The sequence below is a fragment of the Streptomyces sp. NRRL F-5727 genome, from assembly GCF_000719555.1.
Lineage (GTDB): Bacteria > Actinomycetota > Actinomycetes > Streptomycetales > Streptomycetaceae > Streptomyces.
In genome coordinates, this window is record NZ_JOGX01000025.1 from 1 (window position 1) to 23,647 (window position 23,647).

Below are 23,647 nucleotides of genomic sequence, written 5' to 3' on the forward strand. Positions count from 1 at the left end.
CCCCCGCCCCCGGCGACCTCGCCCCGCTGCTCCCCGCCGACCCCTCCACCCTCGCCGGCTACCGGCTCCTCGGGCGGCTCGGCGCCGGCGGCATGGGCGTCGTCTACCTGGGTCGTACGGACGCGGGCGAGCTGGCCGCCGTGAAGGTCACGCTCGCCGACCGGGCCGAGCGGCCCGACTTCCGCAGCCGCTTCCGGCGCGAGGTCGAGGCGGCCCGGCGGGTCGCGTCCCCGTGGGCCGTGCCGGTCCTCGGCGCCGACCCCGACGCCCCCGAGCCGTGGCTCGCCACCGCCTTCGTCCCCGGCCCGTCCCTCGGCGAGGCGATCGCCGCCCACGGCCCCCTGCCCGAACGGAGCCTCAGGATCCTCGGCGGCGCCGTCGCCCGCGCGCTCGCCGCCGTGCACGCCGCCGGGCTCGTCCACCGGGACGTGAAGCCCGCCAACGTCCTGCTCGCCGTCGACGGGCCCCGGCTCATCGACTTCGGCATCGCCCGCGCCGCCGACCCCGCCGACGAGACCGCGCTCACCGGCACCGACATGGTCGTCGGCACCCCCGGCTTCCTCGCGCCCGAACAGGCGGAGGCCCGTACCGGCGACGTCGGGCCCGCCTCCGACGTCTTCTCCTTCGGCTGCCTCCTCGCCTACGCGGCCACCGGCCGCCCGCCCTTCGGCACCGGCGCCGTCGACGCCCTCATGTACCGGACCGTGCACGACGAGCCCGACCTCGCCGGCGTACCGGCCGCACTGCTGCCGCTGCTGCGGGACTGCCTCGCCAAGGACCCCGCCGCCCGGCCCGCCGCCGACGCGCTCGCCGCCCGGCTCGCCGAGGACACCCCCGGCGCGGCCGCCGACTGGCTGCCCGCGCCCGTCGTACGGACCATCGCCGAGCGCTCCGCCCGGATGCTCGCCCTCCCGGACATCGACCCGACCACCACCCCGGCCCCGGCGGCGCCCGCGGGCGGCGGCCGGCGCCGCTTCCTCCTGCTGGCCGGCGGCGCGGCCGTCGCCGCGGCCGGCGGTGCGGGCTGGCTGGCCCTCCGCGACGACGGGGGGAACGAGGGCACGGGCCCCCGGCCCGGTCCCGCACCGAAGGCCCGCAAGTGGACCATCGGCGTGCAGGCCGACCTCAGCGGCCCCGGCAAGACCGTCGGCCAGGCCCAGGAGCGGGGCGTCCGGCTCGCCGTCGACGCCTTCAACTCCCGCAAGGACAAGCCCTTCACGCTCGACGTGAAGGTCTCCGACGACCGCGGCGAGCCGTCGCGCGGGGCCGCCGCCGCCCGCGTCCTCACCTCCGACCCCGACGTCCTCGGCATCATCGGCCCCAGCCACGACTACACCGGCTACGCCGCCCTCGCCGCCTACGACGAGGCCCGCCTCCCCGTCATCACCGTCTCCGCCGGCTACAACCTGCTCACCAACCCGGAGCTCGACCAGGGCGTGAGCATCATCCGGGCCTGCACCCGGCACAACTACGCGGCCCTCTACCTCGCCTACTACGTCCTGGCGAAGAGCCCCCGGCCCGTCACCCGGCCCGGCCTCCTCCAGGAACGCACCGACGACAACTACTCCTGGCAGTACACCGTCGGCGCCACCATCGGCTTCAAGGGGAGCGGGATCGTCACGCACCCCCGGGTGATCCCCGCCGGAGCCAAGCGCCTGGAGCGGGTCCTCGGCGAGATGGTGGACGCGGGCATCGACGCGTACTTCCACGCCGGTCTCGCCCCCAGCGCCGTCCGCGCCGCCAGGACCCTCGACAGGCTCGGCTTCACCGGCATGCGGATCACCGGACAGCACGTCTTCGGGACCGAGTTCCTGCAGGGCGCGGGCGCCGCCGCCGAGGGCTGGATCGTCGGCGCGCCCGTCGTCCCGCCCGGCAGCCGCAAGCAGGCCGCGGCCTTCGTCGCCGCCCACCGCGCCCGGTACGGCTCCGATCCCGCGTACTACACGGGCGAGGCGTACGACGTCACCCTGATGTTCGCCTCCGAGGTCGAGAAGGCGTACAAGGGTGGGCGGCGCCCGGACCGCACCACCCTCGCCCCGCTCGTGCGGAAGGCCGCCTTCAAGGGCGTCATGGGGGAGTACGGCTTCGTCGAGGACGGCAACCTCAGCGGCGTCGGCACCTACCTGTACACCGTCAGGGACGGCCGCTACGCACCGCTGGGCTGGGCCTCCAGCACCCCGCCCAAGGCCAAGGGGATGTGACCGGTGCGCCCCCTGCACCGGTCCGACCCCTCCGCCGTCGCCGGCCACCGCCTCCTCGGCCGGCTCGGCGCCGGCGGCATGGGCGTCGTCTACCTGGCCCGCACCCCCGGCGGCGCGCTCGCCGCGGTCAAGGTGATCCGCGCCGAGCACGCCGCCGACCCCGCCTTCCGCGAGCGCTTCCGCCGCGAGGCCCGCACCGCCGAGCGGATCACCGGCCGCTGGACGGTCCGGGTGCTCGGCGCCGACCCGGAGGCCCGCGAGCCCTGGCTCGCCACCGAGTACGTGCCCGGGCCCTCCCTCGCCGAGACCCTCGCCCTGTACGGTCCGCTTTCCGAGCCGGCCGTACGGGCCCTCGGCGCCCGGCTCGCCGACGCCCTCGCCGGCCTCCACGCGGGCGGGCTCGTCCACCGGGACGTGAAGCCCGCCAACGTCCTGCTGGCCGTCGACGGGCCGCGGCTCATCGACTTCGGCATCGCCCGCGCCGCCGGGGCGACCGCCCTCACCGCCACCGACGCCATGATCGGCACGCCCGGCTACCTCGCCCCCGAACAGGCCCGGGCCGCCGGGGCGGGCGACGTCGGCCCGCCCGCCGACGTGTTCGCCCTCGGCTGCGTCCTCGCCTACGTCCTCACCGGCGAACGCCCCTTCGGCACCGGCACGGTGGCCGCCGTCGTCTACCGCACGGTCCACGAGGAGCCCGAACTCGGCGCCGTACCGGCCTCCTTGAAGCCCCTGCTGGCGGCCTGCCTCGCCAAGGACCCGGCCGCCCGGCCCACCGCCGAGGCCGTACGGGACGCGCTCGGCGGCACCGAGGGGCCCGTCGGGGAGCTGCTGCCGCCCGGCCTGCCCGCCCTGATCGCCGAACGCTCCGCCCGCGTCCTCGACCTGCCCGTCCCCGAACCGACCGCCGTCGTGCCCGCGCCGCCCCCGCGCGGGCCGTCCCGGCGGGCCCTGCTGGCCGGCGGCTCGGCCGCCCTCGTCGTCGCCGCGGGCGCCCTCGCCGCCCGCCTCGGCGGCCTGATCGGCGGCGGCACCGGCAGCGGCACGGACGGCGGCGTGCAGGGCGGCACGAGCGCCACGGCCGGGAACCTCCCCACGTACACGATCGGCGTCCAGACCGACCTCAGCGGCCCCCGGAAGGCCGACGGCCGCGCCCAGGAGCGGGGCGTCCGGCTCGCCGTCGAGCGGTTCAACGCCCGCCCCGACCGCGCCTTCGACCTCGCCGTGAAGGTCCACGACGACGCCGGCGACCCGGCCCGCGCCGCCCGGACCGCCGCCGCCGTCGGGAAGGACCGCGCCGTCCTGGCCGTCATCGGGCCGACCTCGCCCCAGGTCGTCGCGGCCGCCGCCGAGACCTACCAGAGCAACTCCCTGGTGTACGCGAGCGTGGCGACCGGCGTCGACTTCACGGTGATGCCCGATCTCATCGGCGAGCCCTCCTACTTCGAGATGCGCACCCCGGTCGAGATCCTCCAGCTCGGCTTCTCCACCGTCACCATCTCGCGCAAGCTGCGCAGGGTCGCGGTCGTGGAGGACGCCGCCGCGGGCAACATCGCCTGGGTCATGGGCAGCCACATGAAGGGCAGTCTCACCGGGGTCGGCAGCACCGTGACCCGCCATCAGGTCGACGCCGGGACCGACGACTTCGGCCCGGCGGCGCGCGCCGTCAAGGCGGCGGGGGCCGAGGCCGTCCTCTACGCGGGCCTGTCACCCGTGCGCGCCGCCCGGTGCGCCCGCGCCCTGGCGGCGGCGGGCTTCACCGGCGTCTGCGGCGCCGTCGAGAGCGCCCTCGAACCGGACTTCCTGAGCGGCGCCGGCCCCGCCGCCGAGGGCTGGTACTTCGGGACCTCGTACGTCGATCCGGCCACGCGCGCGACGCCGTCCGCGAAGGAGTTCACCGCCGCCTACCGGGCGCGCTGGGGGACGGCCGCCGCGGATCCCGTCGAGCGGTACGCGGCGGAGGCGTACGACGTCACCCTCGCGATCGCGGAGACGATGCGGGGAGTGAGGGCGAACGGGCTCGCCGTGGAGCGGGGCGCGCTCACCCGCCGGCTGCGGGAGCTCACGTACGAGGGGGTGACGAAGAAGTACGGCTTCGACACCTCGAACGGCTTCCTCTTCCGGCACCAGGTGTACGTCCACCGCGTCGAGGCGGGGAGGGTCCGCTGCCTCGGCCACTACGAGGAGGTCGCCGAGCAGGAGAAACGGACGAGGGCGTCCTGACCCGGAGGCCGGGACGCCCTCGTCCGTGGTGGGCCGGCGCGTCAGCCGACCACCGTCCACGTGTCGTTGCCCGCCAGCAGGCGGGTGAGGTCGCCCTCGCCCTGCTGGGTGACGGCCCTGTCGAGCTGTTCGGCCATGAGGGTGTCGTAGACCGGGCGTTCCACCGAGCGGAAGACGCCGATGGGGGTCTGGTGGAGGGTGTCCGGGTCGGCCAGGCGGGAGAGCGCGAAGGCCGTCGTGGGGGAGGCGGCGTGCGCGTCGTGGACGAGGATCCGGTTCTCGTTCTCCGGTGTGACCGTGACGACCTCCAGGTCGCCGGTGGCCGGGTCGCGGACGACGCCCTTGTCGAGCTCGGCGCCGAAGCGGATCGGCTGCCCGTGCTCCAGGCGGATGACGGCCTCCTTGGCCTGGTCCTTGTCCTTGAGGACCTCGAAGGCGCCGTCGTTGAAGATGTTGCAGTTCTGGTAGATCTCCACCAGCGCGGTGCCGTCGTGGTCGGCGGCCTGGCGCAGCACCTCGGTGAGGTGCTTGCGGTCGGAGTCGACCGTGCGGGCGACGAAGGTGGCCTCCGCGCCGAGGGCGAGCGACACCGGGTTGAAGGGGGCGTCGAGGGAGCCCATCGGGGTCGACTTGGTGATCTTGCCGACCTCGGAGGTGGGGGAGTACTGGCCCTTGGTGAGGCCGTAGATCCGGTTGTTGAAGAGCAGGATCTTGAGGTTCACGTTGCGGCGCAGGGCGTGGATCAGGTGGTTGCCGCCGATCGACAGCGCGTCGCCGTCACCGGTCACCACCCACACCGACAGGTCGCGCCGGGAGGTCGCCAGGCCGGTGGCGATGGCCGGGGCGCGGCCGTGGATGGAGTGCATCCCGTAGGTGTTCATGTAGTACGGGAAGCGGGAGGAGCAGCCGATGCCGGAGACGAAGACGATGTTCTCCTTCGCCAGGCCCAGCTCGGGCATGAAGCCCTGGACGGCGGCGAGGACGGCGTAGTCGCCGCAGCCCGGGCACCAGCGGACCTCCTGGTCCGACTTGAAGTCCTTCATCGTCTGGGCGGCCTCGGCCTTGGGCACCAGGCGCAGCAGGTTCTCAGGCATCGATGGCCTCCTTGAGGGCGGCGGCGAGCTGCTCGGCCTTGAACGGCATGCCGTTGACCTGGGTGTGGCTGCGGGCGTCGACGAGGTACTTCGCCCGGACGAGGGTGGCGAGCTGGCCGAGGTTCATCTCGGGGATCACGACCTTCTCGTACCCCTTCAGGACCTCGCCGAGGTTCTTCGGGAAGGGGTTGAGGTGGCGGAGGTGGGCCTGGGCGATGTGGCCGCCCTCGCGGCGGATGCGGCGTACGGCGGCGGTGATCGGGCCGTAGGTGGAGCCCCAGCCGAGGACCAGGGTGCGGGCGCCGTCCGGGTCGTCGACCTCCAGGTCGGGCACCGTGATGCCGTCGACCTTGGCCTGCCGGGTGCGGACCATGAGGTCGTGGTTGGCGGGGTCGTACGAGATGTTGCCGGTGCCGTCCTGCTTCTCGATGCCGCCGATGCGGTGCTCCAGGCCGGGCGTGCCGGGCACGGCCCAGGGGCGGGCGAGGGTCTCGGGGTCGCGCTTGTACGGCCAGAAGACCTCGGTGCCGTCGGCCTCGGTGTGGTTCGGGCCGGTGGCGAAGGGGGTGCGCAGGTCGGGCAGGTCGGCGACCTCGGGGATCCGCCAGGGCTCGGAGCCGTTGGCGAGGTAGCCGTCGGAGAGCAGGAAGACGGGGGTGCGGTAGGTGAGCGCGATCCGGGCCGCCTCCAGGGCCGCGTCGAAGCAGTCGGCCGGGGTCTTCGGGGCGACGACCGGGACGGGGGCCTCGCCGTTGCGGCCGTACATGGCCTGGAGGAGGTCGGCCTGCTCGGTCTTGGTCGGCAGGCCGGTGGAGGGGCCGCCGCGCTGGATGTCGACGACGAGGAGCGGCAGCTCCAGGGAGACCGCGAGGCCGATCGTCTCGGACTTCAGCGCCACACCGGGGCCGGAGGTCGTGGTGACGGCGAGGGAGCCGCCGAAGGCCGCGCCGAGCGCGGCGCCGACGCCGGCGATCTCGTCCTCGGCCTGGAAGGTCCGCACGCCGAAGTTCTTGTGCTTCGACAGCTCGTGGAGGATGTCGGAGGCCGGGGTGATCGGGTACGAGCCCAGGTAGAGCGGCAGCTCCGCCTGCCGGCTCGCGGCGATCAGCCCGTACGACAGGGCCAGGTTCCCGGAGATGTTCCGGTACGTGCCGGTGGGGAAGGCGCGGGTCGCGGGGGCGACCTCGTAGGAGACGGCGAAGTCCTCGGTGGTCTCGCCGAAGTTCCAGCCGGCCCGGAAGGCGGCCACGTTCGCCTCGGCGATCTGCGGCTTCTTCGCGAACTTGGACCGCAGGAAGGCTTCGGTGCCCTCGGTGGGGCGGTGGTACATCCAGGAGAGCAGCCCGAGCGCGAACATGTTCTTGGAGCGCTCGGCCTCCTTCCGGGACAGGCCGAACCCCTTCAGCGCCTCGATCGTGAGGGTCGTCAGCGGCACCGGGTGGACCCGGTAGCCGTCCAGCGAGCCGTCCTCCAGCGGCGAGGTCGCGTATCCGACCTTGGCCATCGCACGCTTGGCGAACTCGTCGGTGTTCACGATGATCTCGCCACCGCGCGGCACGTCCCCGATGTTCGCCTTCAGCGCGGCCGGGTTCATCGCGACCAGCACGTTCGGCGCGTCGCCGGGGGTCAGGATGTCGTGGTCGGCGAAGTGGAGCTGGAAGGACGAGACGCCGGGCAGGGTGCCTGCGGGGGCGCGGATCTCGGCGGGGAAGTTCGGCAGCGTCGACAGGTCGTTCCCGAAGGACGCCGTCTCCGAGGTGAAACGGTCACCCGTGAGCTGCATGCCGTCACCGGAGTCGCCCGCGAACCGGATGATCACCCGGTCGAGTCGGCGGACTTCCTTCTCGGTGCCGTGGCGGGCCTCCGCCGGGGCGCTGCGCTGCTCCCCGAGCAGGGCCTCGCCGGCCTCGCTACTGACCTGGCTGGTCACTTACTGGACCTCCCTAGCGGCAAGCGGGACTCTTCGCCCACCCTACGACTGCGGGGTGGGCGGTCCCGGGGATTCTCACATGATGGGCCTCTGCCTGAGATGCCCATGTGTCCTGCGTTGTCCCGTTCTGCGCCTACCCGGATTGCTCCGGAAGGTGGCATTCCGACTCGTTCTTCCGTCCTAGGACCTCCAGGTCCGGAAGCGGTCGTATCTGACAGAGTGTCAGAAGATCAAGGCTGCGGGCAGGCCCGTCCCCGGCCCGGCGAGGCCCCGGCGAGGGCCCGACCAGGCCCGACGCCGGCCCGCTCAGGACCTGAGGTACGTCAGCACCGCCAGGACCCGGCGGTGGTCGCCCTCGCTCGGCGACAGGCCCAGCTTCAGGAAGATGTTCCCGATGTGCTTCTCCACCGCGCCGTCGCTCACCACCAGCTGCTTCGCGATCGCCGAGTTCGTCCGGCCCTCGGCCATCAGACCCAGGACCTCCCGCTCGCGCGGCGTCAGATGCGCCAGCACGTCCTGCTGCCGGCTCCGCCCCAGCAGCTGCTGCACGACCTCCGGGTCCAGGGCCGTACCCCCCTCGGCCACCCGCACCACGGCCTCGGTGAACTCGCGCACCTCCGCGACCCGGTCCTTCAGCAGATAGCCCACACCCCGCGTCGAACCGGCCAGCAGTTCGGTGGCGTACTGCTCCTCCACGTACTGCGACAGCACCAGCACCCCGAGGTCCGGATACTCCGCGCGCAGCCGCACCGCCGCCCGTACCCCCTCGTCCGTGTGGGTCGGCGGCATCCGTACGTCGGCCACCACCACGTCCGGCAGCGCGCCCGCGTCCGCCAGCTCCGCCACCGTCTTCACCAGCGCGTCGCCGTCCCCGACCCCCGCGACGACCTCGTGGCCCCGGTCCGTCAGCAGGCGGGTCAGTCCCTCGCGCAACAACACCGAGTCCTCGGCGATCACCACGCGCACCCGGCCCGCCACCTCACCCACACCCACGCCCGCTGCCCCCATGTCCCCTGTCTCGGCTCCGTGCGACCCGGTCGGCGTCGCGTGATCAGCATCGCAGGAAAGGCCCCGCGAAGGGGGACGCCGGAAAGAAACATCAAGGGACCAGCCAGGGCCCCGGGGCTGCTCGCCGTCCTGTCGGTGCTGGTCCTCGTCGGGCTCCCGACGGTGTTCGCCACCCCGGGGGACACGGCCCATGTGATCGTCGCCGTGCCGGGGTGGGCCACGATCCTGCTGGTACTGCTCCAGCTCGTCGCCGCCGTGGTCGCGTCCTGGCCGGCCCGGCCCGCCTGGGCGGCGGTCCCCGTGACCCTGCTGGCCGCCGCCACCCTCGTCACGGAGCGCCCACGCCGGCGGTGGCTGGTCTCCACGGACCGACTCGCCCGCTGACCGGCGCAGGAAAGTACGTCGGAAACGGCGCCGGAAGCATCGGAAACGGCGCCGGAAGCATCGGAAACGGCGCCGGAAGCAGCGTCGGAGACGGCGCCGGAACAGCGCGGGAAACGGCGCCGGAGGCCCGTGAAGGGCCCCCGGCGCCGTTTGCGCGCGTCAGGCGCGCCAGGGCAGCTCCGCCGTCACCGTCGTCGGACCGCCCTCCGGCGAGTCCACCGCCAGCACGCCGTCCACCGACCGCAGCCGCTCCGCCAGCCCCGCGAGACCGCCGCCGCGCGCCGGGTCCGCGCCGCCCGCGCCGTCGTCCCGCACCTGGAGCATCAGCCGCTCCTCCGACCGCCACACGTCCACCGAGGCCCGCCGCGCCCCGGAGTGCCGCTCCACGTTCCGCAGCAGCTCCGAGACCGTGAAGTAGGCCAGGCCCTCGATCGCCGGCACCGGCCGCCCCGGCAGCTCCACCGTCACCGACACCGGCACCGGGCAGCGCGCCGCCACCGCCGACAGCGCCGCGTCCAGGCCCCGGTCGGTCAGCACCGCCGGGTGGATGCCCCGCGCCAGGTCCCGCAGCTCCTTCAGCGCCAGCTTCACCTCGCCGTGCGCCTCGTCCACCAGCACCGCCGCCGCCTCCGGGTCCCGGGACAGCGTCTCCTTCGCCATCCCCAGGTCCAGCGCCAGCGACGCCAGCCGCGCCTGCGGCCCGTCGTGCAGGTCCCGCTCGATCCGCCGCAGGTCCGCCGCCGCCGTGTCCACGGCCGCGCCCCGGTCCGACTCCAGCTCCGTCACCCGCTCCGCCAGCCGCCCCCGGCCCAGCAGCCCCGCCGCCAGGACCCGGTCCACCGCCGTCAGCCCCCGCAGCAGCGGCGGCCACGCCAGCACCACGAGCAGCCCGACCGCGAAGGCGACGCCGACCTCGAAGGGCGAGTCGACGTACAGGGCGCGGTGCTCGTCCCCGTACAGCTGGATCCCGTCCTGGCTCAGGTACGCCGGGAAGACCCACCGCCACAGCGGATACGTGAACAGGCCCCAGCCGAGCGAGAAGACCGTCACCGACACGGTGAACGAGAACACCGCCCACGGGAAGTGCACCAGCGCGTACAGCAGGTGCCGCCACGAGGCCCCGCTCCGCAGCATCGCCGCCATCCACGAGAACGGCCCGCCGGTCCGCCCGCGCACCGGCTCCGGCGCCGGCACGTCCGCCCCGAGCAGCCCCCGCACCCGGGCCCGCTCCACCGCCCCGAACGCCCGGCACGCGACCAGCGACGCCGCCAGCACCGGGACCCCCAGGAAGGTGATCAGCAGCCCGGCGCCCGCCGCGGTCAGCGAGACCGCCAGCGAGAACGCCACCACGCTCAGCGGCAGCCCGACCAGGGTGAACAGGAAGGCCCGCCAGGTCCGCCCCTGGAAGGGGGCCCGAAGGGCGGAGGGAACGAGCGGCGAGGCCATCAGGACGTCCTTCACTGGGAGGAGGGGAAGGGGAGCGGGAGAGAGAGGGGGAACGGTGAGATCGGTGAGTACGACTCCAGGCTTCCGTCCGGCACCCCCTCCGCACCATGAGGCGGGTCGGCGTCTCGCCAGGGGGGATAACCCCACCCCCCGGGAGGGCGCGCGGGATCAGCCCCGGCGCGCCCGCCAGGGCAGCTCCGCCGTCACCGTCGTCGGACCGCCCTCGGGCGACTCCACCACCAGCACGCCGTCCACCGCGCCCAGCCGCTCCGCGAGCCCGGCCAGACCCGTGCCGCCGCCGTCGAGCCGGGCGCCGCCGACACCGTCGTCCCGCACCTGGAGCAGCAGCCGGTCCTTCGCCCGCCACACCTCCACCGAGGCCGTCCGGGCCCGGGCGTGCTTGGACACGTTCTGCAGCAGCTCCGAGACCGTGAAGTAGGCGATCCCCTCGATCGCCTCCGCGGGCCGCTCGTCCAGATCGACGGCCACCGTCGCCGGCACCGTGCACCGCCCGGCCAGCGACGACAGCGCCGCCCCCAGACCCCGGTCGGTCAGCACCGCCGGGTGGATGCCCCGCGCCAGGTCCCGCAGCTCCTGCAGGGCCAGCTTCACCTCGCCGTGCGCCTCCGCGACCATCGCCGCCGCCGCGTCCGGATCCTCGTGCAGCTTCTCCTTCGCCAGGCCCAGCCCCATCGCCAGCGCCACCAGCCGCGCCTGCGCGCCGTCGTGCAGGTCCCGCTCGATCCGCCGCAGGTCCGCCGCCGCCGTGTCCACCACCACGCCCCGGTCCGACTCCAGCTCGGCGATCCGCCGCTCCAGCTCGTCCGACGGCGAGAGCAGCCCCCGCACCATGCCCCGGTCCGCCGCCGCCAGGCCGCGCGCGATGAACGGCAGCACCGGCCACAGCGCCACCAGCGACACCAGGGTGACGGAGAAGGTGACGACGCCCCACGGCAGCCGGATCAGCCCGTACAGCTGGGTCCGCCACGCCACCGGGTCCTTCAGCCGCGTCCACAGCCACGGCAGCGCGCCGCCGGCCGGCGGCAGCGGCGACGGCTCGGCCACCTCCACGTCCAGCAGCCCCCGGGCCCGCGCCCGCTCCGACCGCCCGATCCCGCGCGCCCCCGCCAGGCCCGCCGCCAGCAGCGGCAGACCGATCACGGTGACCGACAGGGCGATGCCGACGAGCACGGAGGTGACGGCGTAGACGAAGCCCACGAGGGCGGCGGGCAGGTTCAGGAGGAGGAAGGAGATCTCCCTCCAGGTCTCCTTCCCGTACGCGGTCCGCCGCCGCGCGGGCGGGTCTCCGGCCGCGACGGCGGAGGAGGAAGGGCTCGGGTGATCAGCGGTCATGCCCCCAGCCTGCCGTCCCCCGCCCCCTCCGGACCATGGGGGAGGTGGGTGTCGGTCCCGGGGGATATCCCCACCCGCACCTGCTTACGCTGCTTTTAGCAGGGCCTAGACTCGCGTCCGTGAAGACGGCGGCGAGGGACTGAGGGGCGGCGGACGTGCGGGAACCGACCGTAGTCGCGGCGGACTATTTCGATACGTACTCCGTCGTCGGCCTGCTCGCCGTCGTCGGCGTGCTCTTCGTCGCGGTCGCCTTCGGCGCCGGCCGGCTGCTCCGGCCCGTCGTGCCGACCCCGGAGAAACTGCTCACCTACGAGTGCGGCGTCGACCCGGTGGGGGAGGGCTGGGCCCACACCCAGGTCCGCTACTACGTCTACGCCTTCCTCTACGTGATCTTCGCCGTCGACTCGATCTTCCTCTTCCCGTGGGCCACGGTCTTCGCCGCGCCCGGCTACGGCGCCACCACCCTCGTCGAGATGTTCGTCTTCCTCGGCTTCCTGGCCGTCGGCCTGCTCTACGCGTACAAGAAGGGCGTCCTGGCATGGACGTAACACCCGCAGGGGGCGCCGTGCCCCTGCCCGCGCCGAAGCTGGGAACGCTCTCCCGCCTGGCCCCCGAGCCCATGAAGGTGGTCCTGAACTGGGGCCGCCGCTACAGCCTGTGGGTCTTCAACTTCGGCCTCGCCTGCTGCGCGATCGAGTTCATCGCCGCGTCGATGGCCCGCCACGACTTCATCCGCCTCGGCGTGATCCCCTTCGCGCCGGGCCCGCGCCAGGCCGACCTGATGATCGTCTCCGGCACGGTGACGGACAAGATGGCGCCCGCCGTGAAGCGGCTGTACGAGCAGATGCCCGAGCCGAAGTACGTCATCTCCTTCGGCGCCTGCTCGAACTGCGGCGGCCCCTACTGGGACTCGTACTCCGTCACCAAGGGCGTCGACCAGATCATCCCCGTCGACGTGTACGTCCCCGGCTGCCCGCCCCGCCCCGAGGCGCTCCTCCAGGGCATCCTCAAGCTCCAGGAGAAGATCGCCCGCGAGAACCTCGGCGAGCGGTACGGCACGACGGCGCCGGCCTCGGTCTCCCAGCTCACCAGCCCGCTGGTCACCCCGCCGCCGGGAGGCGACGACCGATGAACCGCTACGACTCCCTTCCCGAAGCCGTGACGGACCTGTTCGGCGACGAGGCGGCGGCGGAGCGGGCGTACGACCTGCTGACCGTCGACGTCCCCGTCACGGACTGGCTCGACGCGCTGCGCACCGCCCGCGACGAGCTCGGCTGCACCTACTTCGACTGGCTCAGCGCGGTCGACGAGCCCGGAACCGGCTTCCGCGTGTGCGCGCACGTCGTCGCCCTGGAGCGCGGCCGGGTACGCCGCCTGCTGCTGCGCACCACCGTCCCCCACGAGGCCCCCACGCTCCCCACGGCCGTCGGCGTGTACGCGGGCGCGGCCTGGCACGAGCGCGAGACCCACGAGATGTTCGGCGTCGTCTTCGAGGGCCACCCGAACCTCACCCCGCTCCTCCTCCCCGAGAACTTCGAGGGCCACCCGCTGCGCAAGGACTTCGTGCTCGCGGCCCGCGTCGCCAAGGCGTGGCCGGGCGCGAAGGAGCCGGGCGAGGCGCACGACGGCGGCCCCAAGCGCCGCCAGATGCTCCCGCCGGGCGTCCCCGACCCCAACGAATGGGGCCCCCTCAAGGGCCAGCTCCCCCCGGCCCCCGAACGCCCCGCCCGAGCCGCCGCCGCCAACCGCCCCCGCCGCACCCGCACGGCCGCGGCGGGCTCGGCGACCCAGACGCCCCCGGCGGCCCCGGAGGCCGGCGCACCCCCGGCCCGCCGGACCCGCTCCGCGGCGGCAGGCTCCGCAAGCCAGACGCCCCCGGCGGCCCCGGCCGCCCCCGAGACCCCGGCGACCGGTGCGCCCCCGGCCGCTCCCGAGGCCCCGGCGGCCCCTCCGGCTGCCCGCCGGACGCGCTCCGCGTCCGAGGGTTCCGCGAGCCAGACCGCCCCGGGCACCCCGCGCCGCATGCGCAGCGCGAGCCAGGGCTCGGCGAGCCAGCAGGCGGAGCAGGCCGCGGAACCCCCGGCCGCCCCCTCGCCGCCGCCCCGCACCCGCAGCACGGACGCCCCCTGGCACCACGCCCGCCCGGCCTTCGACGAACCCCCGGCCCCCGAAGCGACGCCCGCCGCAGGCGGACCCGCGCCGGCGACCCCCGACGCGACGCCCGCGGCAGGTGAGCCCGGGCCCGAGGCGAAGCCCGACGCGACGCCCGCGGCAGGCGGGCCCGCGCTGGAGGCGACCCCCGACGCGACGCCCGCGGCAGGTGAGCCCGCGCCGGAGGCGACCCCCGACGCGACGCCCGCCGCAGGTGAGCCCGCGCCCGAGGCGACCCCCGACGCGACCCCCGCGGCAGGCGAGCCCGCGCCGGAGGCGAAGCCCGACGTCGAGCCCGCCGCGGACGGTCCCGCGCCGGAGGCCAGGCCCGCCGCAGGCGACCCCGACCGCGACCCCGACCGCGACCGCGACCCCGACACCGACACCCACCCCGACCCCGCCGGAGGCGATCCCGCGTGAACGACGCACTCGACGTCGCCGTCCGGCTGCTGCTCGTCTTCGCCGCGTTCCTCGTGCTGCCGCTGGTCGTCGGGCAGACCGAGCACAAGGTGATGGCCCACATGCAGGGCCGGCTCGGTCCCATGTACGCCGGCGGCTTCCACGGCTGGGCCCAGCTCGTCGCGGACGGCGTGAAGTTCGCGCAGAAGGAGGACGTCGTCCCGAAGGACGCCGACCGGCGCGTCTTCCAGCTCGCGCCGGCCGTCGCCCTCCTCCCGTACCTCCTCGTCCTCGTCGCGATCCCGGTCGGCCCCGGCGACGGCGCCGTCGGCGCGCTCGTCGACGCCGGCATCTTCTTCGTGCTGGCCGTCATGGGCGTCGGCGTGCTCGGCAGCCTGATGGCCGGCTGGGCGTCCGCCAACAAGTTCTCGCTCCTCGGCGGCCTCCGCACCGCCGCCCAGCTGCTCGCGTACGAGCTGCCGATGCTGCTCGCCGCCGCGTCCGTCGCGATGGCGGCCGGCACCGTCTCCCTCACCGGCGTCCTCGACGCCTTCGAGTGGTGGTGGGTGCCGTGGCAGATCGTCGGCGCGCTGGTCTTCTTCGTCGCCGGCCTCGCCGAGCTCCAGCGCCCGCCCTTCGACATGCCGGTCGCCGACTCGGAGATCATCTTCGGCGCGTACACCGAGTACACCGGCCTGCGCTTCGCGCTCTTCCTGCTCGCCGAGTACGCCGGCATCGTCGTCCTCTGCGGCCTCACCACCGTCCTCTTCCTCGGCGGCTGGCACGGCCCCGGCGGCGCGGACGGCCTCGGCTGGCTGTGGACGCTCCTCAAGACCGCCGTGCTGGCCTTCGTCGTCATCTGGCTGCGGGTGAGCTACCCCCGGCTGCGCGAGGACCAGCTCCAGAAGCTGGCCTGGACGACCCTCGTCCCGCTCGCCCTGGCGCAGATCGCGCTCACCGGCATCGTGAAGGTGGCGATCAGCTGATGTCCCCGAAGATCCCCGGCTCCGGCCTCGCCAAGGGCCTCGCCGTCACCCTCCGCACCATGACGCGCAGGAGCGTCACCGCCCAGTACCCGGACGCGCAGCCCGAGCTGCCGCCCCGGTCGCGCGGGGTGATCGCGCTGTTCGAGGAGAACTGCACGGTCTGCATGCTGTGCGCCCGCGAGTGCCCCGACTGGTGCATCTACATCGACTCCCACAAGGAGACCGTGCCGCCCGCCGCCCCCGGCGGCCGCGAGCGCAGCCGGAACGTCCTCGACCGCTTCGCCATCGACTTCTCCCTCTGCATGTACTGCGGGATCTGCATCGAGGTGTGCCCCTTCGACGCCCTCTTCTGGTCGCCGGAGTTCGAGTACGCCGAGACCGACATCCTGGAGCTCACCCACGAGCGGGACAAGCTCCGCGACTGGATGTGGACCGTCCCCGAGCCGCCCGCGCTCGACCCGGCGGCCGAGGAGCCCAAGGAGATCGCCGCCGCCCGCAAGGCCGCCGAGAAGGCCGCCGCGGCCCAGGCCGCCGCCGAGGCGCCGGCCGCCGATGCCCAGCAGCAGGAGGGCCCGCAGTGAACCTGGCAGCACAGAGTCACGGTTTCCTCTCGCCCTCCGGCGTCGAGATCGCCTTCCTCCTCGTCGGCCTCGTCACCCTCGGCGCCGCGATCGTCTCCGTCACCACGAAGCAGCTCGTGCACGCCGCGCTCTGGCTGGTCGTCGCGCTCGGCGGCCTCGCCGTCGAGTACCTCCTGCTGACCGCCGAGTTCATCGCCTGGGTGCAGGTCCTCATCTACGTCGGCTCGGTCGTCGTCCTCCTCCTCTTCGGGCTCATGCTGACCAGGGCGCCGATCGGCCGCTCCCCGGACGCCGACTCCGGCAACCGGCCGGTCGCCCTCGCCGTCGCGGTCGCCGCCGCGGCGGCCCTCGTCTGGGTGGTCGCCGACGCCTTCCGCACCACCTGGATCGAGCTGGACGGGCCCGCACAGGGCTCCACCGGTGTGACCGGCGAGATCCTGTTCCGGCACTGGGTGCTGCCCTTCGAGGCGCTCTCGGTGCTGCTGCTCGCCGCCCTGGTCGGCGCCATCGTCCTGTCCCGCAAGAAGCCGGAAGGGGAGCGGGACTGATGCACCTCGCCTACCCCGCCGTCCTCGCCGCGCTCCTCTTCTGCGTCGGCCTGTACGGCGTCCTCGCCCGCCGCAACGCGATCCTGGTCCTGATGTCGGTCGAGCTGATGCTCAACGCCGTCAACCTCAACCTGGTCGCCTTCGACGTCTGGCTCCGCGACGCCCTCCACGCCGGCCAGGCCCTCACCCTCTTCACCATCGCCATCGCGGCGGCCGAGATCGGCATCGGCCTCGCCATCGTCCTGATGGTCTACCGCAACCGGGGCACGGCCGACGTCGACCGCCTCCGCGACACCGCGGAGACCCCGGAGAGCACCGACGAGAAGGCCGAGGCCGCCGCGTGACCACCACGACCCTCGCCGTCCTCGTCCCCCTGCTGCCCTTCCTCGGCGCCGCCGCCGGGCTCGCCGTCGGCCGCACCGCGCCCGGCTTCGTCCGGCCGCTCGCCGTCCTCCCCACGCTCGCCGCCGCCGTCCTCGCCGTCCTCGTCGCCGTCCGCCAGGGCGGGAACACGGTCATCGACGCGGCCACCGAGCTGACCCCCACCGGCTCCGTCCCGATCACCCTGGGCCTCCACGTCGACGGCTTCGCCGCCCTCGTCGCCGTCCTCGTCGGCGTGGTCGCGAGCTGCGTGCAGGTCTACTCCACCGGCTACCTCCGCGAGGACCCGCGCTACCCCTCGTACGCGGCGCTGGTCTCCCTCTTCACCGCCGCGATGCTCCTCGTCGTCTACACCGGCGACCTGATGGTGCTCCTGGTCGGCTGGGAGATCATGGGCATCTGCTCGTACTTCCTCGTCGGGCACTACTGGGAGACCCCCGAGGCGCGCTCCGCCTCCCTGAAGGCGTTCCTCGTCACCAAGCTCGGCGACGTCCCCTTCCTCTTCGGGCTCTTCGCCCTCGCCGCCGACGCCGGCACCTTCCGCATCGACGGCGTCCTGTCCGCCGTCGCGAGCGGCGACCTCGACCACCCCACCGTCGTGGCGCTGCTGCTGCTCGCCGGCGTCGCCGGGAAGTCCGCGCAGTTCCCGCTGCACACCTGGCTCCCCGACGCCATGGCCGGCCCGACGCCGGTCTCCGCGCTCATCCACGCGGCCACCATGGTCGCCGCCGGCATCTACTTCGTCGCCCGGCTGCTCCCGGTCTTCGCCGCCTCCGCCGCCGCGATGACCGTGCTCGCCGTGATGGCCGCGGTCACCATGGTCGGCTCGGCGCTCGCCGCGCTCGCCCAGGACGACATCAAGCGGGTCCTCGCCTACTCGACGATCGGCCAGCTCGGCTACATGGCCGGCGCGCTCGCCGTCGGCGACCGGGGCGCCGCCGTCTTCCACCTCCTCTCGCACGCCGCCTTCAAGGCGCTGCTCTTCCTCGCCGCCGGCGCGGTCATCCACGCCGCCGGCACCAACTCGCTCACCGCCATGTCCCGGATGAGCGGCCTGGCGAAGCGGATCCCCGACGCGTACTGGACGATGACCGTCGCCCTCCTCGCGCTCGCCGCGATCCCGCCGTTCGCGGGCTTCTTCTCCAAGGAGGCGGTCCTGGTCGCCGCCGAGCACACCGCGCTCGGCGACCGGCCCGGCGTCCCCGCCGGGGCCGGCTGGACCGTCCTCGTCGCGGGCCTGCTGACGGCCCTCCTCACCGCCGCGTACGCCCTCCGCCTCTGGCTCCGCACCTTCCGCGGCCGGGGCCCGGAGGCGCCGGACCACGGACGCCAGCCGATCGCCATGACCTCCGTCCTGTGGGTCCTGGCCGTCCCCTCCCTCGGCTTCGGCCTGAGCGCGCTCGTCCTCGACGACTGGTTCGACGGCGAGAGCCTCCTCCCGACCCTCACCACCGCCGTCCTCGGCACCGGCCTCGCCGTCGCCGGCGGCGCCGTCACCTACGCCGTCTGGCGGAGCCTCGCCGTCCGGGCGGTCCCCCAGCCGGCCGCCCCGCACGTCGCCCACCCGGACGCCGAGGCGGGTCTGGTCGAGGCCGAGGCGCTGCACCTTCCGCACCCCGCCGAGGACCCGGCCGACCCCGGCCGCGCCCTCCTCGGCCCGCTGTACGGTCCGGCCGCCGCCGGCTTCCACCTGGACGCCCTCTACCGGAAGGTCTTCGTCCGCCCGGTGCTCGGCGCCGCCTCCCTGGTCCGCTTCCTGGACCGCGAGGTCGTCGACACCTACGTGAGCGGTGCCGCGGGCACCGCCAAGGGCCTCGGCTGGCTCGTCCGCCGCGCCCAGACCGGCAACACGCAGACCTACCTCAGCGCCCTGCTCGCCGGCTCCGTCGTCCTGGCGATCGCCGCCGTCGCCCTCGCCAACGCCTTCGCCGGAGCGTGAGCCGTGATCGATATCAGCGAATCCGTGATGCAGTTCCTTCTCGCGTTCATCGTCGTCGCGCCGCTCCTCGGCGCCGTCGCCGCGCTCCTGCCCGCCCCGCCCGGACTGAAGGGGAAGTCGCCCGACCAGGCGGTGCTCCGCCACGGCGTCACCGTCACCGGCGCGATCCTCCTCGCCGCGCTCGCCCTCACCCTCGGCTTCGACCACGACAACCCGTCGAGGATGCAGGCGACCACGGACATCAGCTGGATCAGGGCACTGGACGTGCGGATCCACCTCGGTGTCGACGGCATCTCGCTCCCCCTCCTGCTCCTCACCGCGCTGCTGACCTTCCTCTGCGCGCTGTACTCCTACTCCAAGCCGCCCACGGGCCCGTCCCCGAAGGCGTTCGTCGCGCTGCTGCTCGTCCTGGAGGCCGGCACCCTCGCCACCTTCGCCGTCCTCGACCTGGTCCTCTTCTTCCTCGCCTTCGAGATGGTCCTCGTCCCGATGTACTTCCTCATCGCCCGCTGGGGCGGCGAGGGCCGGCGGGCCGCCGCCGGGAAGTTCATCCTCTACACGCTGCTCGGCTCCGTGGTCATGCTGCTCGGCCTGCTCCTGATCGGGATCAAGGCGGGCACCTTCGACATGGTGGCACTCGCCACCGACAACGGCCGCGGACTCACCACGTCGGTGCAGGTCACCGCCGTTCTCGCGATCGGCCTCGGGCTCGCCGTGAAGACCCCGATGTGGCCGCTGCACTCCTGGCTGCCGGACGCCCACACCGCCGCCCCCACGGTCGGCTCGGTCCTCCTCGCCGGCGTGCTCCTGAAGATGGGCACGTACGGGTTCGTCCGCATCGCGCTGCCGATCGCCCCCGACGGCATGCACACCCTCGCCCCCTACCTGGCCGCCTTCGCCGCCGCCGGCATCGTCTACGGCTCCCTGGCCTGCCTCGCCCTGGCGAGGCCCGGCGCCAAGGGCGACCTCAAGCGGCTGATCGCGTACTCCTCCGTCGGCCACATGGGCTTCGTCCTCCTCGGCATCGCCACCCTGACCCCCACCGGCGTCAACGGCGCGCTCTTCGCCAACATCGCCCACGGCCTCATCACCGGCCTGCTGTTCTTCCTCGTCGGCGCCGTGAAGGACCGGTACGGCACCGCCGACCTCGACACCCTCGCCGGAGCCACCGGCGCCGCCCTCTACGGCCGCGCCCCCCGCCTCGGCGCCCTCCTCGCCTTCGCCGCCGTCGCCTCCCTCGGCCTCCCCGGCCTGGCCGGCTTCTGGGGCGAGATGCTCGCCCTCTTCGCCGCCTTCGACCCGGCCGAGGGACTGAGCCGCCCCGCCTACCTCGTCTTCATGGCCCTCGGCGGCCTCGGCACCCTGCTCACCGCCGCCTACCTGCTGATCGTGGTCCGCCGCGTCTGCATGGGCGGCCCGCGCCCCGCGGACGAACCGGAGCTCGCCGACGTCCAGCCGTACGAGCTGGCCGCCTGGACCCCGCTCGTCGCCCTCACCGTCCTCGCCGGACTCTGGCCCGCGGTCCTCCTCGGCCTCACCGACCCGGCCGTCCAGCAGCTCCTCGCGGGAGGCACCCAGTGATGTCCGCCAGCACCGCCGACGCCTCCCTCGTCCAGTCCGTCGACTGGCTGACGATCGCACCCCCGACGCTCACCGCCCTGGTCGCGCTCGGCGTCCTCGTCGCCGACCTGTTCGTCCCCGCCGAGCGCAAGCAGCTCCTCGGCTGGGCCTCGATCGCCGGCCTCACCGCCGCCCTCGCCCTGCTCCTGCCGCTGCGCTCCGGCGACCGGGCCACCTTCTGCCTCACCGCCGGCGCCCAGACCGACAGCCACGCGCAGACCGCCGGCTGCAGCTACACCGCCGACGACTTCACCCTGGTCATCCAGCTGCTGGTGCTCGGCGGCGCCCTCCTCACCGCGCTGCTCTCGCTGCCCGCCACGCGCGCGAAGCTCCCGGCCGGCGAGTACTGGTTCCTGCTGCTCTCCTCCGCCGCCGGAGCCGCCCTGCTGCCCGCCTCCCGCGACCTCGCCACCCTCGTGGTCGCCCTGGAGGTCGCCTCGCTGCCCGCCTTCGCGCTCGTCGGCCTCAAGCGCGGCGACCGGCGCTCCAGCGAGGCCGCCCTCAAGTTCTTCCTCTCCTCGGTGACCGCCACCGCCGTCACCCTGCTCGGCGTCAGCTTCGTCTACGCGGCCACCGGCACCCTCCACCTCACCGAGATCGCCGCCCGCCTCGACGAGGTCCCCGGACAGCTCCAGACCCTCGCCGAGACCGGCGTCGCCCTCACCCTCGTCGGCTTCGCCTTCAAGATCGCCGCCGTCCCCTTCCACTTCTGGGTCCCCGACACCTACAGCGGCGCTCCGCTGCCCGTCGCCGCCTACCTGTCGGTCGTCGGCAAGGCCGTCGGCTTCACCGGCCTCATCCTGGTGACGGTCGTCGCCTTCCCCGCGTACGCCGACGTCTGGGGCCCCGCCCTCGCCGTCCTCGCCGCCCTCACCATGACCGCCGGCAACGTCGCCGCGCTCCGGCAGGACCCCACGCGCGCGGGCAGCGCGATCCGGCTGCTCGCCTGGTCCTCCGTCGCCCAGGCCGGCTACCTCCTGGTGCCGATCGCCGCCGCCGCGTACTCCGGCGACGACCAGATCGGCGCCACCGTCGCGTACGCCCTCATGTACGCCGTCGTGAACCTCGGCGCCTTCGCCGTCGTCGCCCTCGTCGCCCGTACGCACCCCGGCAAGCGGATCGCCGACCACGCCGGGCTGTACGCCGCCAGCCCCGCCGCCGCCCTCGCGCTCGCCTTCTTCCTCCTGAATCTGGCCGGTTTGCCCCCGGGTATCATCGGCCTCTTCGCCAAGGTGACCGTGTTCTCGTCGGCCGTCGACGCGGGCCTCGGCTGGCTGGCCGTGGTCATGGGCGTCAACGTCGTCATCGGCCTCGCGTACTACCTGCGGTGGACGGCCCTGCTGTTCCGCACGCCGGAGAACGCCGTCGAGGGGACCACGCACCGGGCCCCCGCGCCCGTCACCCTGGCGATCGCGCTGACCGCCGTCGTCGGAGTCGTCCTGTCGGGTTACCCGCAGTTCGCCCTCCGCTTCGCCACGGCCGGCCTCTTCTGACCCCCCTCACGTAACCCCCGAGGAGCAACACGCCGTGCTGAACGGATTCAAGGACTTCATACTGCGCGGGAACGTCGTCTCGATGGCGATCGGCCTCGCCGTCGGCTCGGCGTTCACGGCCGTCGTCACCGGCTTCAGCAAGGCGTTCATCACCCCGCTCATCGGCCTCGCCACCGGCTCCGTCGGCGACTTCAGCGAGGCGAGGTTCCAGGTCGGCAAGACCGTCTTCCCCTACGGCCTCGCGATCTCCGCCACCATCGCCTTCGCCATCACGGCGCTCGTCCTCTACTTCCTCTTCGTCGTCCCCATGGCGAAGGTCCAGGAGAGGTTCGCCAAGGAGGAGGCCGCCGACCCCAAGTCCGAGAAGCGCGACTGCCCCCGCTGCTTCACCGAGATCCCGGCCATCGCCACCCGCTGCGCCCACTGCACCAGCGAGGTCGAGCCCACCCTCGACCTCACGGGCCTGGAGAAGATCCCCGCCGCCCGCTGACCCCGGCCGGGATCACCCGAACGGCGCAACACGCCCCCGGTGCGGCCGGGGGAACCGCAGCCTCCCGCCTGGCGTTGACCAGTACGTGAGGGTCCACTGGACGCGTGGACCACGAAGCAAAGGGTTCCCCTGCCGCACCACTTGGAGGGCGTACCGTGCACCGCCGGCACAACGGGCTGAGGACCGCCGTACTCCTCGGAGGGCTCTCCGCCCTCATCATCGTCATCGGCAGCTTCTTCGGCCGTACGGGCCTGATCGTCGGACTCGTCGTCGCGATCGGCACCAACGCGTACGCGTACTGGAACAGCGACAAGCTGGCCCTGCGCGCCATGCGCGCCCGCCCCGTCAGCGAGTTCGAGGCCCCCGCCCTCTACCGGATGGTCCGGGAGCTCTCCACCCAGGCCCGCCAGCCGATGCCCCGCCTGTACATCTCCCCGACCCAGGCGCCCAACGCCTTCGCCACCGGCCGCAACCCGCGCAACGCCGCCGTCTGCTGCACCGAGGGCATCCTCCACCTCCTCGACGAGCGCGAGCTCCGCGGCGTCATCGGACACGAGCTCAGCCACGTCTACAACCGGGACATCCTCATCTCCTCGGTCGCCGGCGCGCTCGCCTCCGTGGTGATGTTCCTGGTCAACTTCGCCTGGCTGATCCCCGTCGGCCGCTCCAGCGACGACGACGGACCCGGCCTCCTCGGCTACCTGATGATCCTCGTCCTCGGCCCCATCGCCGCCTCGATCATCCAGCTCGCCATCTCCCGCTCCCGCGAGTACGAGGCCGACGCCTCCGGCGCCTCCCTCACCGGCGACCCGCTCGCCCTCGCCGACGCCCTCCGGAAACTCGAAGCCGGCACCAGGCAGCTCCCGCTGCCGCCCGAGCCGCGGATCGAGACCGCCAGCCACATGATGATCGCGAACCCCTTCCGCCCGGGGCAGGGGCTGTCCAAGATGTTCTCGACCCACCCGCCCATGGCCGAGCGGATCGCTCGCCTCGAAGAGATGGCAGGTCGCCGTCCGTGAAGACCATCCTCAACGTCATATGGCTCGTGCTCTCCGGCTTCTGGCTGTTCCTCGCCTACCTCGCCGCGGGCCTCCTGCTCTGCATCACGATCATCGGCATCCCCTTCGGCCTCGCGGCCTTCCGCATCGGCCTCTACGCCCTCTGGCCCTTCGGCCGCACCGTCGTCGACAAGCCCGACGCCGGCGCCGCCTCCTGCGTCGGCAACGTGCTCTGGCTGATCCTCGCCGGCTGGTGGCTCGCCATCGGCCACGTCGTCACCGGCATCGCGCTGTGCGTCACGATCATCGGCATCCCGCTCGGCATCGCGAACTTCAAGCTCATCCCCGTCTCCCTGCTCCCCCTCGGCAAGGACATCGTCCCCACCGACCAGGCGTACGGCCCCGTCCGCGCCGGTTTCTGA

21 protein-coding genes are annotated in these 23,647 nt (G+C 73.8%); 16 read left to right on the forward strand and 5 right to left on the reverse strand.

The window, feature by feature from the left end:
• Window positions 1-26: 26 nt before the first annotated feature.
• Together IF73_RS0118405 and IF73_RS0118410 are read left to right on the forward strand one after the other, a co-directional pair.
• Window positions 27-2,201 carry a bifunctional serine/threonine-protein kinase/ABC transporter substrate-binding protein gene (locus IF73_RS0118405; RefSeq protein WP_031009237.1) on the forward strand — a complete coding sequence of 725 codons (2,175 nt, stop codon included), beginning with the start codon at window positions 27-29 and terminating at the stop codon, window positions 2,199-2,201.
• A 3-nt stretch (window positions 2,202-2,204) separates the two neighbouring features.
• Window positions 2,205-4,424: a bifunctional serine/threonine-protein kinase/ABC transporter substrate-binding protein gene (locus IF73_RS0118410; protein WP_031009239.1), complete on the forward strand. Its 2,220-nt coding sequence runs from the start codon at window positions 2,205-2,207 to the stop codon at window positions 4,422-4,424.
• 41 nt (window positions 4,425-4,465) lie between these two features.
• Here the strand turns inward: IF73_RS0118410 and IF73_RS0118415 are convergent, their stop codons facing one another.
• The 3 genes from IF73_RS0118415 to IF73_RS0118425 all read right to left on the reverse strand — a co-directional run bounded on the left by IF73_RS0118415 (window position 4,466) and on the right by IF73_RS0118425 (window position 8,414).
• Window positions 4,466-5,518 (reverse strand): 2-oxoacid:ferredoxin oxidoreductase subunit beta, encoded by a 1,053-nt coding sequence (locus IF73_RS0118415; RefSeq protein WP_031009241.1) that lies wholly within the window; start codon window positions 5,516-5,518, stop codon window positions 4,466-4,468.
• Window positions 5,511-7,448, reverse strand: a complete 1,938-nt coding sequence (locus IF73_RS0118420; protein WP_031009244.1) for a 2-oxoacid:acceptor oxidoreductase subunit alpha — start codon at window positions 7,446-7,448, stop codon at window positions 5,511-5,513. Before IF73_RS0118420 ends, IF73_RS0118415 begins: the two co-directional genes overlap by 8 nt.
• A 306-nt stretch (window positions 7,449-7,754) precedes the next feature.
• On the reverse strand, window positions 7,755-8,414 hold the full coding sequence (locus tag IF73_RS0118425; RefSeq protein ID WP_031009246.1) for a response regulator transcription factor: 660 nt from the start codon (window positions 8,412-8,414) through the stop codon (window positions 7,755-7,757).
• Between the two features lie 81 nt (window positions 8,415-8,495).
• Between IF73_RS0118425 and IF73_RS0118430 the strand changes: the two genes are divergently transcribed.
• A complete protein-coding gene (locus IF73_RS0118430) occupies window positions 8,496-8,840 on the forward strand; it encodes a hypothetical protein (RefSeq protein ID WP_199806666.1) in 345 nt (114 codons plus the stop codon).
• Window positions 8,841-8,999: 159 nt separating this feature from the next.
• On the opposite strand, the gene IF73_RS0118435 is transcribed toward IF73_RS0118430, so the two are convergent.
• Together IF73_RS0118435 and IF73_RS0118440 are read right to left on the reverse strand one after the other, a co-directional pair.
• The gene (locus tag IF73_RS0118435) at window positions 9,000-10,286 is read right to left on the reverse strand and encodes a sensor histidine kinase (RefSeq protein ID WP_031009250.1); all 1,287 of its coding nucleotides are present in this window, start codon (window positions 10,284-10,286) and stop codon (window positions 9,000-9,002) included.
• Between the two features lie 168 nt (window positions 10,287-10,454).
• Window positions 10,455-11,639, reverse strand: a complete 1,185-nt coding sequence (locus IF73_RS0118440; protein ID WP_031009252.1) for a sensor histidine kinase — start codon at window positions 11,637-11,639, stop codon at window positions 10,455-10,457.
• Window positions 11,640-11,794: 155 nt separating this feature from the next.
• Here IF73_RS0118440 and IF73_RS0118445 point away from each other — a divergent pair, with 155 nt between their 5' ends.
• From IF73_RS0118445 to IF73_RS0118505, 13 genes are all read left to right on the forward strand, one after another.
• Window positions 11,795-12,187, forward strand: coding sequence for an NADH-quinone oxidoreductase subunit A (locus tag IF73_RS0118445; RefSeq protein ID WP_031009254.1), 393 nt, complete (start codon window positions 11,795-11,797; stop codon window positions 12,185-12,187).
• A complete protein-coding gene (locus IF73_RS0118450; protein WP_031009256.1) occupies window positions 12,178-12,771 on the forward strand; it encodes an NADH-quinone oxidoreductase subunit B in 594 nt (197 codons plus the stop codon). Before IF73_RS0118445 ends, IF73_RS0118450 begins: the two co-directional genes overlap by 10 nt.
• Window positions 12,768-14,210 carry an NADH-quinone oxidoreductase subunit C gene (locus IF73_RS0118455; protein ID WP_037879642.1) on the forward strand — a complete coding sequence of 481 codons (1,443 nt, stop codon included), beginning with the start codon at window positions 12,768-12,770 and terminating at the stop codon, window positions 14,208-14,210. Before IF73_RS0118450 ends, IF73_RS0118455 begins: the two co-directional genes overlap by 4 nt.
• Window positions 14,207-15,175: a complex I subunit 1/NuoH family protein gene (locus IF73_RS0118460; RefSeq protein ID WP_031009261.1), complete on the forward strand. Its 969-nt coding sequence runs from the start codon at window positions 14,207-14,209 to the stop codon at window positions 15,173-15,175. The genes IF73_RS0118455 and IF73_RS0118460 overlap by 4 nt, the downstream gene beginning before the upstream one ends.
• Window positions 15,175-15,756: a NuoI/complex I 23 kDa subunit family protein gene (locus IF73_RS0118465; RefSeq protein ID WP_031009263.1), complete on the forward strand. Its 582-nt coding sequence runs from the start codon at window positions 15,175-15,177 to the stop codon at window positions 15,754-15,756. Before IF73_RS0118460 ends, IF73_RS0118465 begins: the two co-directional genes overlap by 1 nt.
• Entirely contained in the window at window positions 15,753-16,304 is a 552-nt protein-coding gene (locus tag IF73_RS0118470; RefSeq protein ID WP_031009266.1) for an NADH-quinone oxidoreductase subunit J, read from the forward strand. Before IF73_RS0118465 ends, IF73_RS0118470 begins: the two co-directional genes overlap by 4 nt.
• On the forward strand, window positions 16,304-16,648 hold the full coding sequence (nuoK, locus tag IF73_RS0118475; RefSeq protein WP_031009267.1) for an NADH-quinone oxidoreductase subunit NuoK: 345 nt from the start codon (window positions 16,304-16,306) through the stop codon (window positions 16,646-16,648). Before IF73_RS0118470 ends, nuoK begins: the two co-directional genes overlap by 1 nt.
• A complete protein-coding gene (locus IF73_RS0118480; RefSeq protein ID WP_031009269.1) occupies window positions 16,645-18,624 on the forward strand; it encodes an NADH-quinone oxidoreductase subunit L in 1,980 nt (659 codons plus the stop codon). Before nuoK ends, IF73_RS0118480 begins: the two co-directional genes overlap by 4 nt.
• A gap of 3 nt (window positions 18,625-18,627) precedes the next feature.
• Window positions 18,628-20,205 carry a complex I subunit 4 family protein gene (locus IF73_RS0118485; RefSeq protein WP_078868124.1) on the forward strand — a complete coding sequence of 526 codons (1,578 nt, stop codon included), beginning with the start codon at window positions 18,628-18,630 and terminating at the stop codon, window positions 20,203-20,205.
• Window positions 20,205-21,737, forward strand: a complete 1,533-nt coding sequence (locus IF73_RS0118490; RefSeq protein ID WP_031009274.1) for an NADH-quinone oxidoreductase subunit N — start codon at window positions 20,205-20,207, stop codon at window positions 21,735-21,737. Before IF73_RS0118485 ends, IF73_RS0118490 begins: the two co-directional genes overlap by 1 nt.
• Before the next feature lie 34 nt (window positions 21,738-21,771).
• Complete coding sequence (gene mscL, locus IF73_RS0118495) at window positions 21,772-22,227, forward strand: large conductance mechanosensitive channel protein MscL (protein WP_031009276.1); 456 nt, start codon at window positions 21,772-21,774, stop codon at window positions 22,225-22,227.
• Between the two features lie 155 nt (window positions 22,228-22,382).
• Window positions 22,383-23,246, forward strand: a complete 864-nt coding sequence (gene htpX / locus IF73_RS0118500; protein WP_031009278.1) for a zinc metalloprotease HtpX — start codon at window positions 22,383-22,385, stop codon at window positions 23,244-23,246.
• Entirely contained in the window at window positions 23,243-23,647 is a 405-nt protein-coding gene (locus IF73_RS0118505) for a YccF domain-containing protein (protein ID WP_031009280.1), read from the forward strand. Before htpX ends, IF73_RS0118505 begins: the two co-directional genes overlap by 4 nt.

Coding starts and splice junctions, on each gene's coding strand:
- nuoK (WP_031009267.1), top strand. CDS start 16,304: ATGCACCTCGCCTACCCCGCCGTCCTCGCCGCGCTCCTCTTCTGCGTC.
- IF73_RS0118455 (WP_037879642.1), top strand. CDS start 12,768: ATGAACCGCTACGACTCCCTTCCCGAAGCCGTGACGGACCTGTTCGGC.
- IF73_RS0118490 (WP_031009274.1), top strand. CDS start 20,205: ATGTCCGCCAGCACCGCCGACGCCTCCCTCGTCCAGTCCGTCGACTGG.
- IF73_RS0118415 (WP_031009241.1), bottom strand. CDS start 5,518: ATGCCTGAGAACCTGCTGCGCCTGGTGCCCAAGGCCGAGGCCGCCCAG.
- IF73_RS0118435 (WP_031009250.1), bottom strand. CDS start 10,286: ATGGCCTCGCCGCTCGTTCCCTCCGCCCTTCGGGCCCCCTTCCAGGGG.
- IF73_RS0118440 (WP_031009252.1), bottom strand. CDS start 11,639: ATGACCGCTGATCACCCGAGCCCTTCCTCCTCCGCCGTCGCGGCCGGA.
- IF73_RS0118465 (WP_031009263.1), top strand. CDS start 15,175: ATGTCCCCGAAGATCCCCGGCTCCGGCCTCGCCAAGGGCCTCGCCGTC.
- IF73_RS0118450 (WP_031009256.1), top strand. CDS start 12,178: ATGGACGTAACACCCGCAGGGGGCGCCGTGCCCCTGCCCGCGCCGAAG.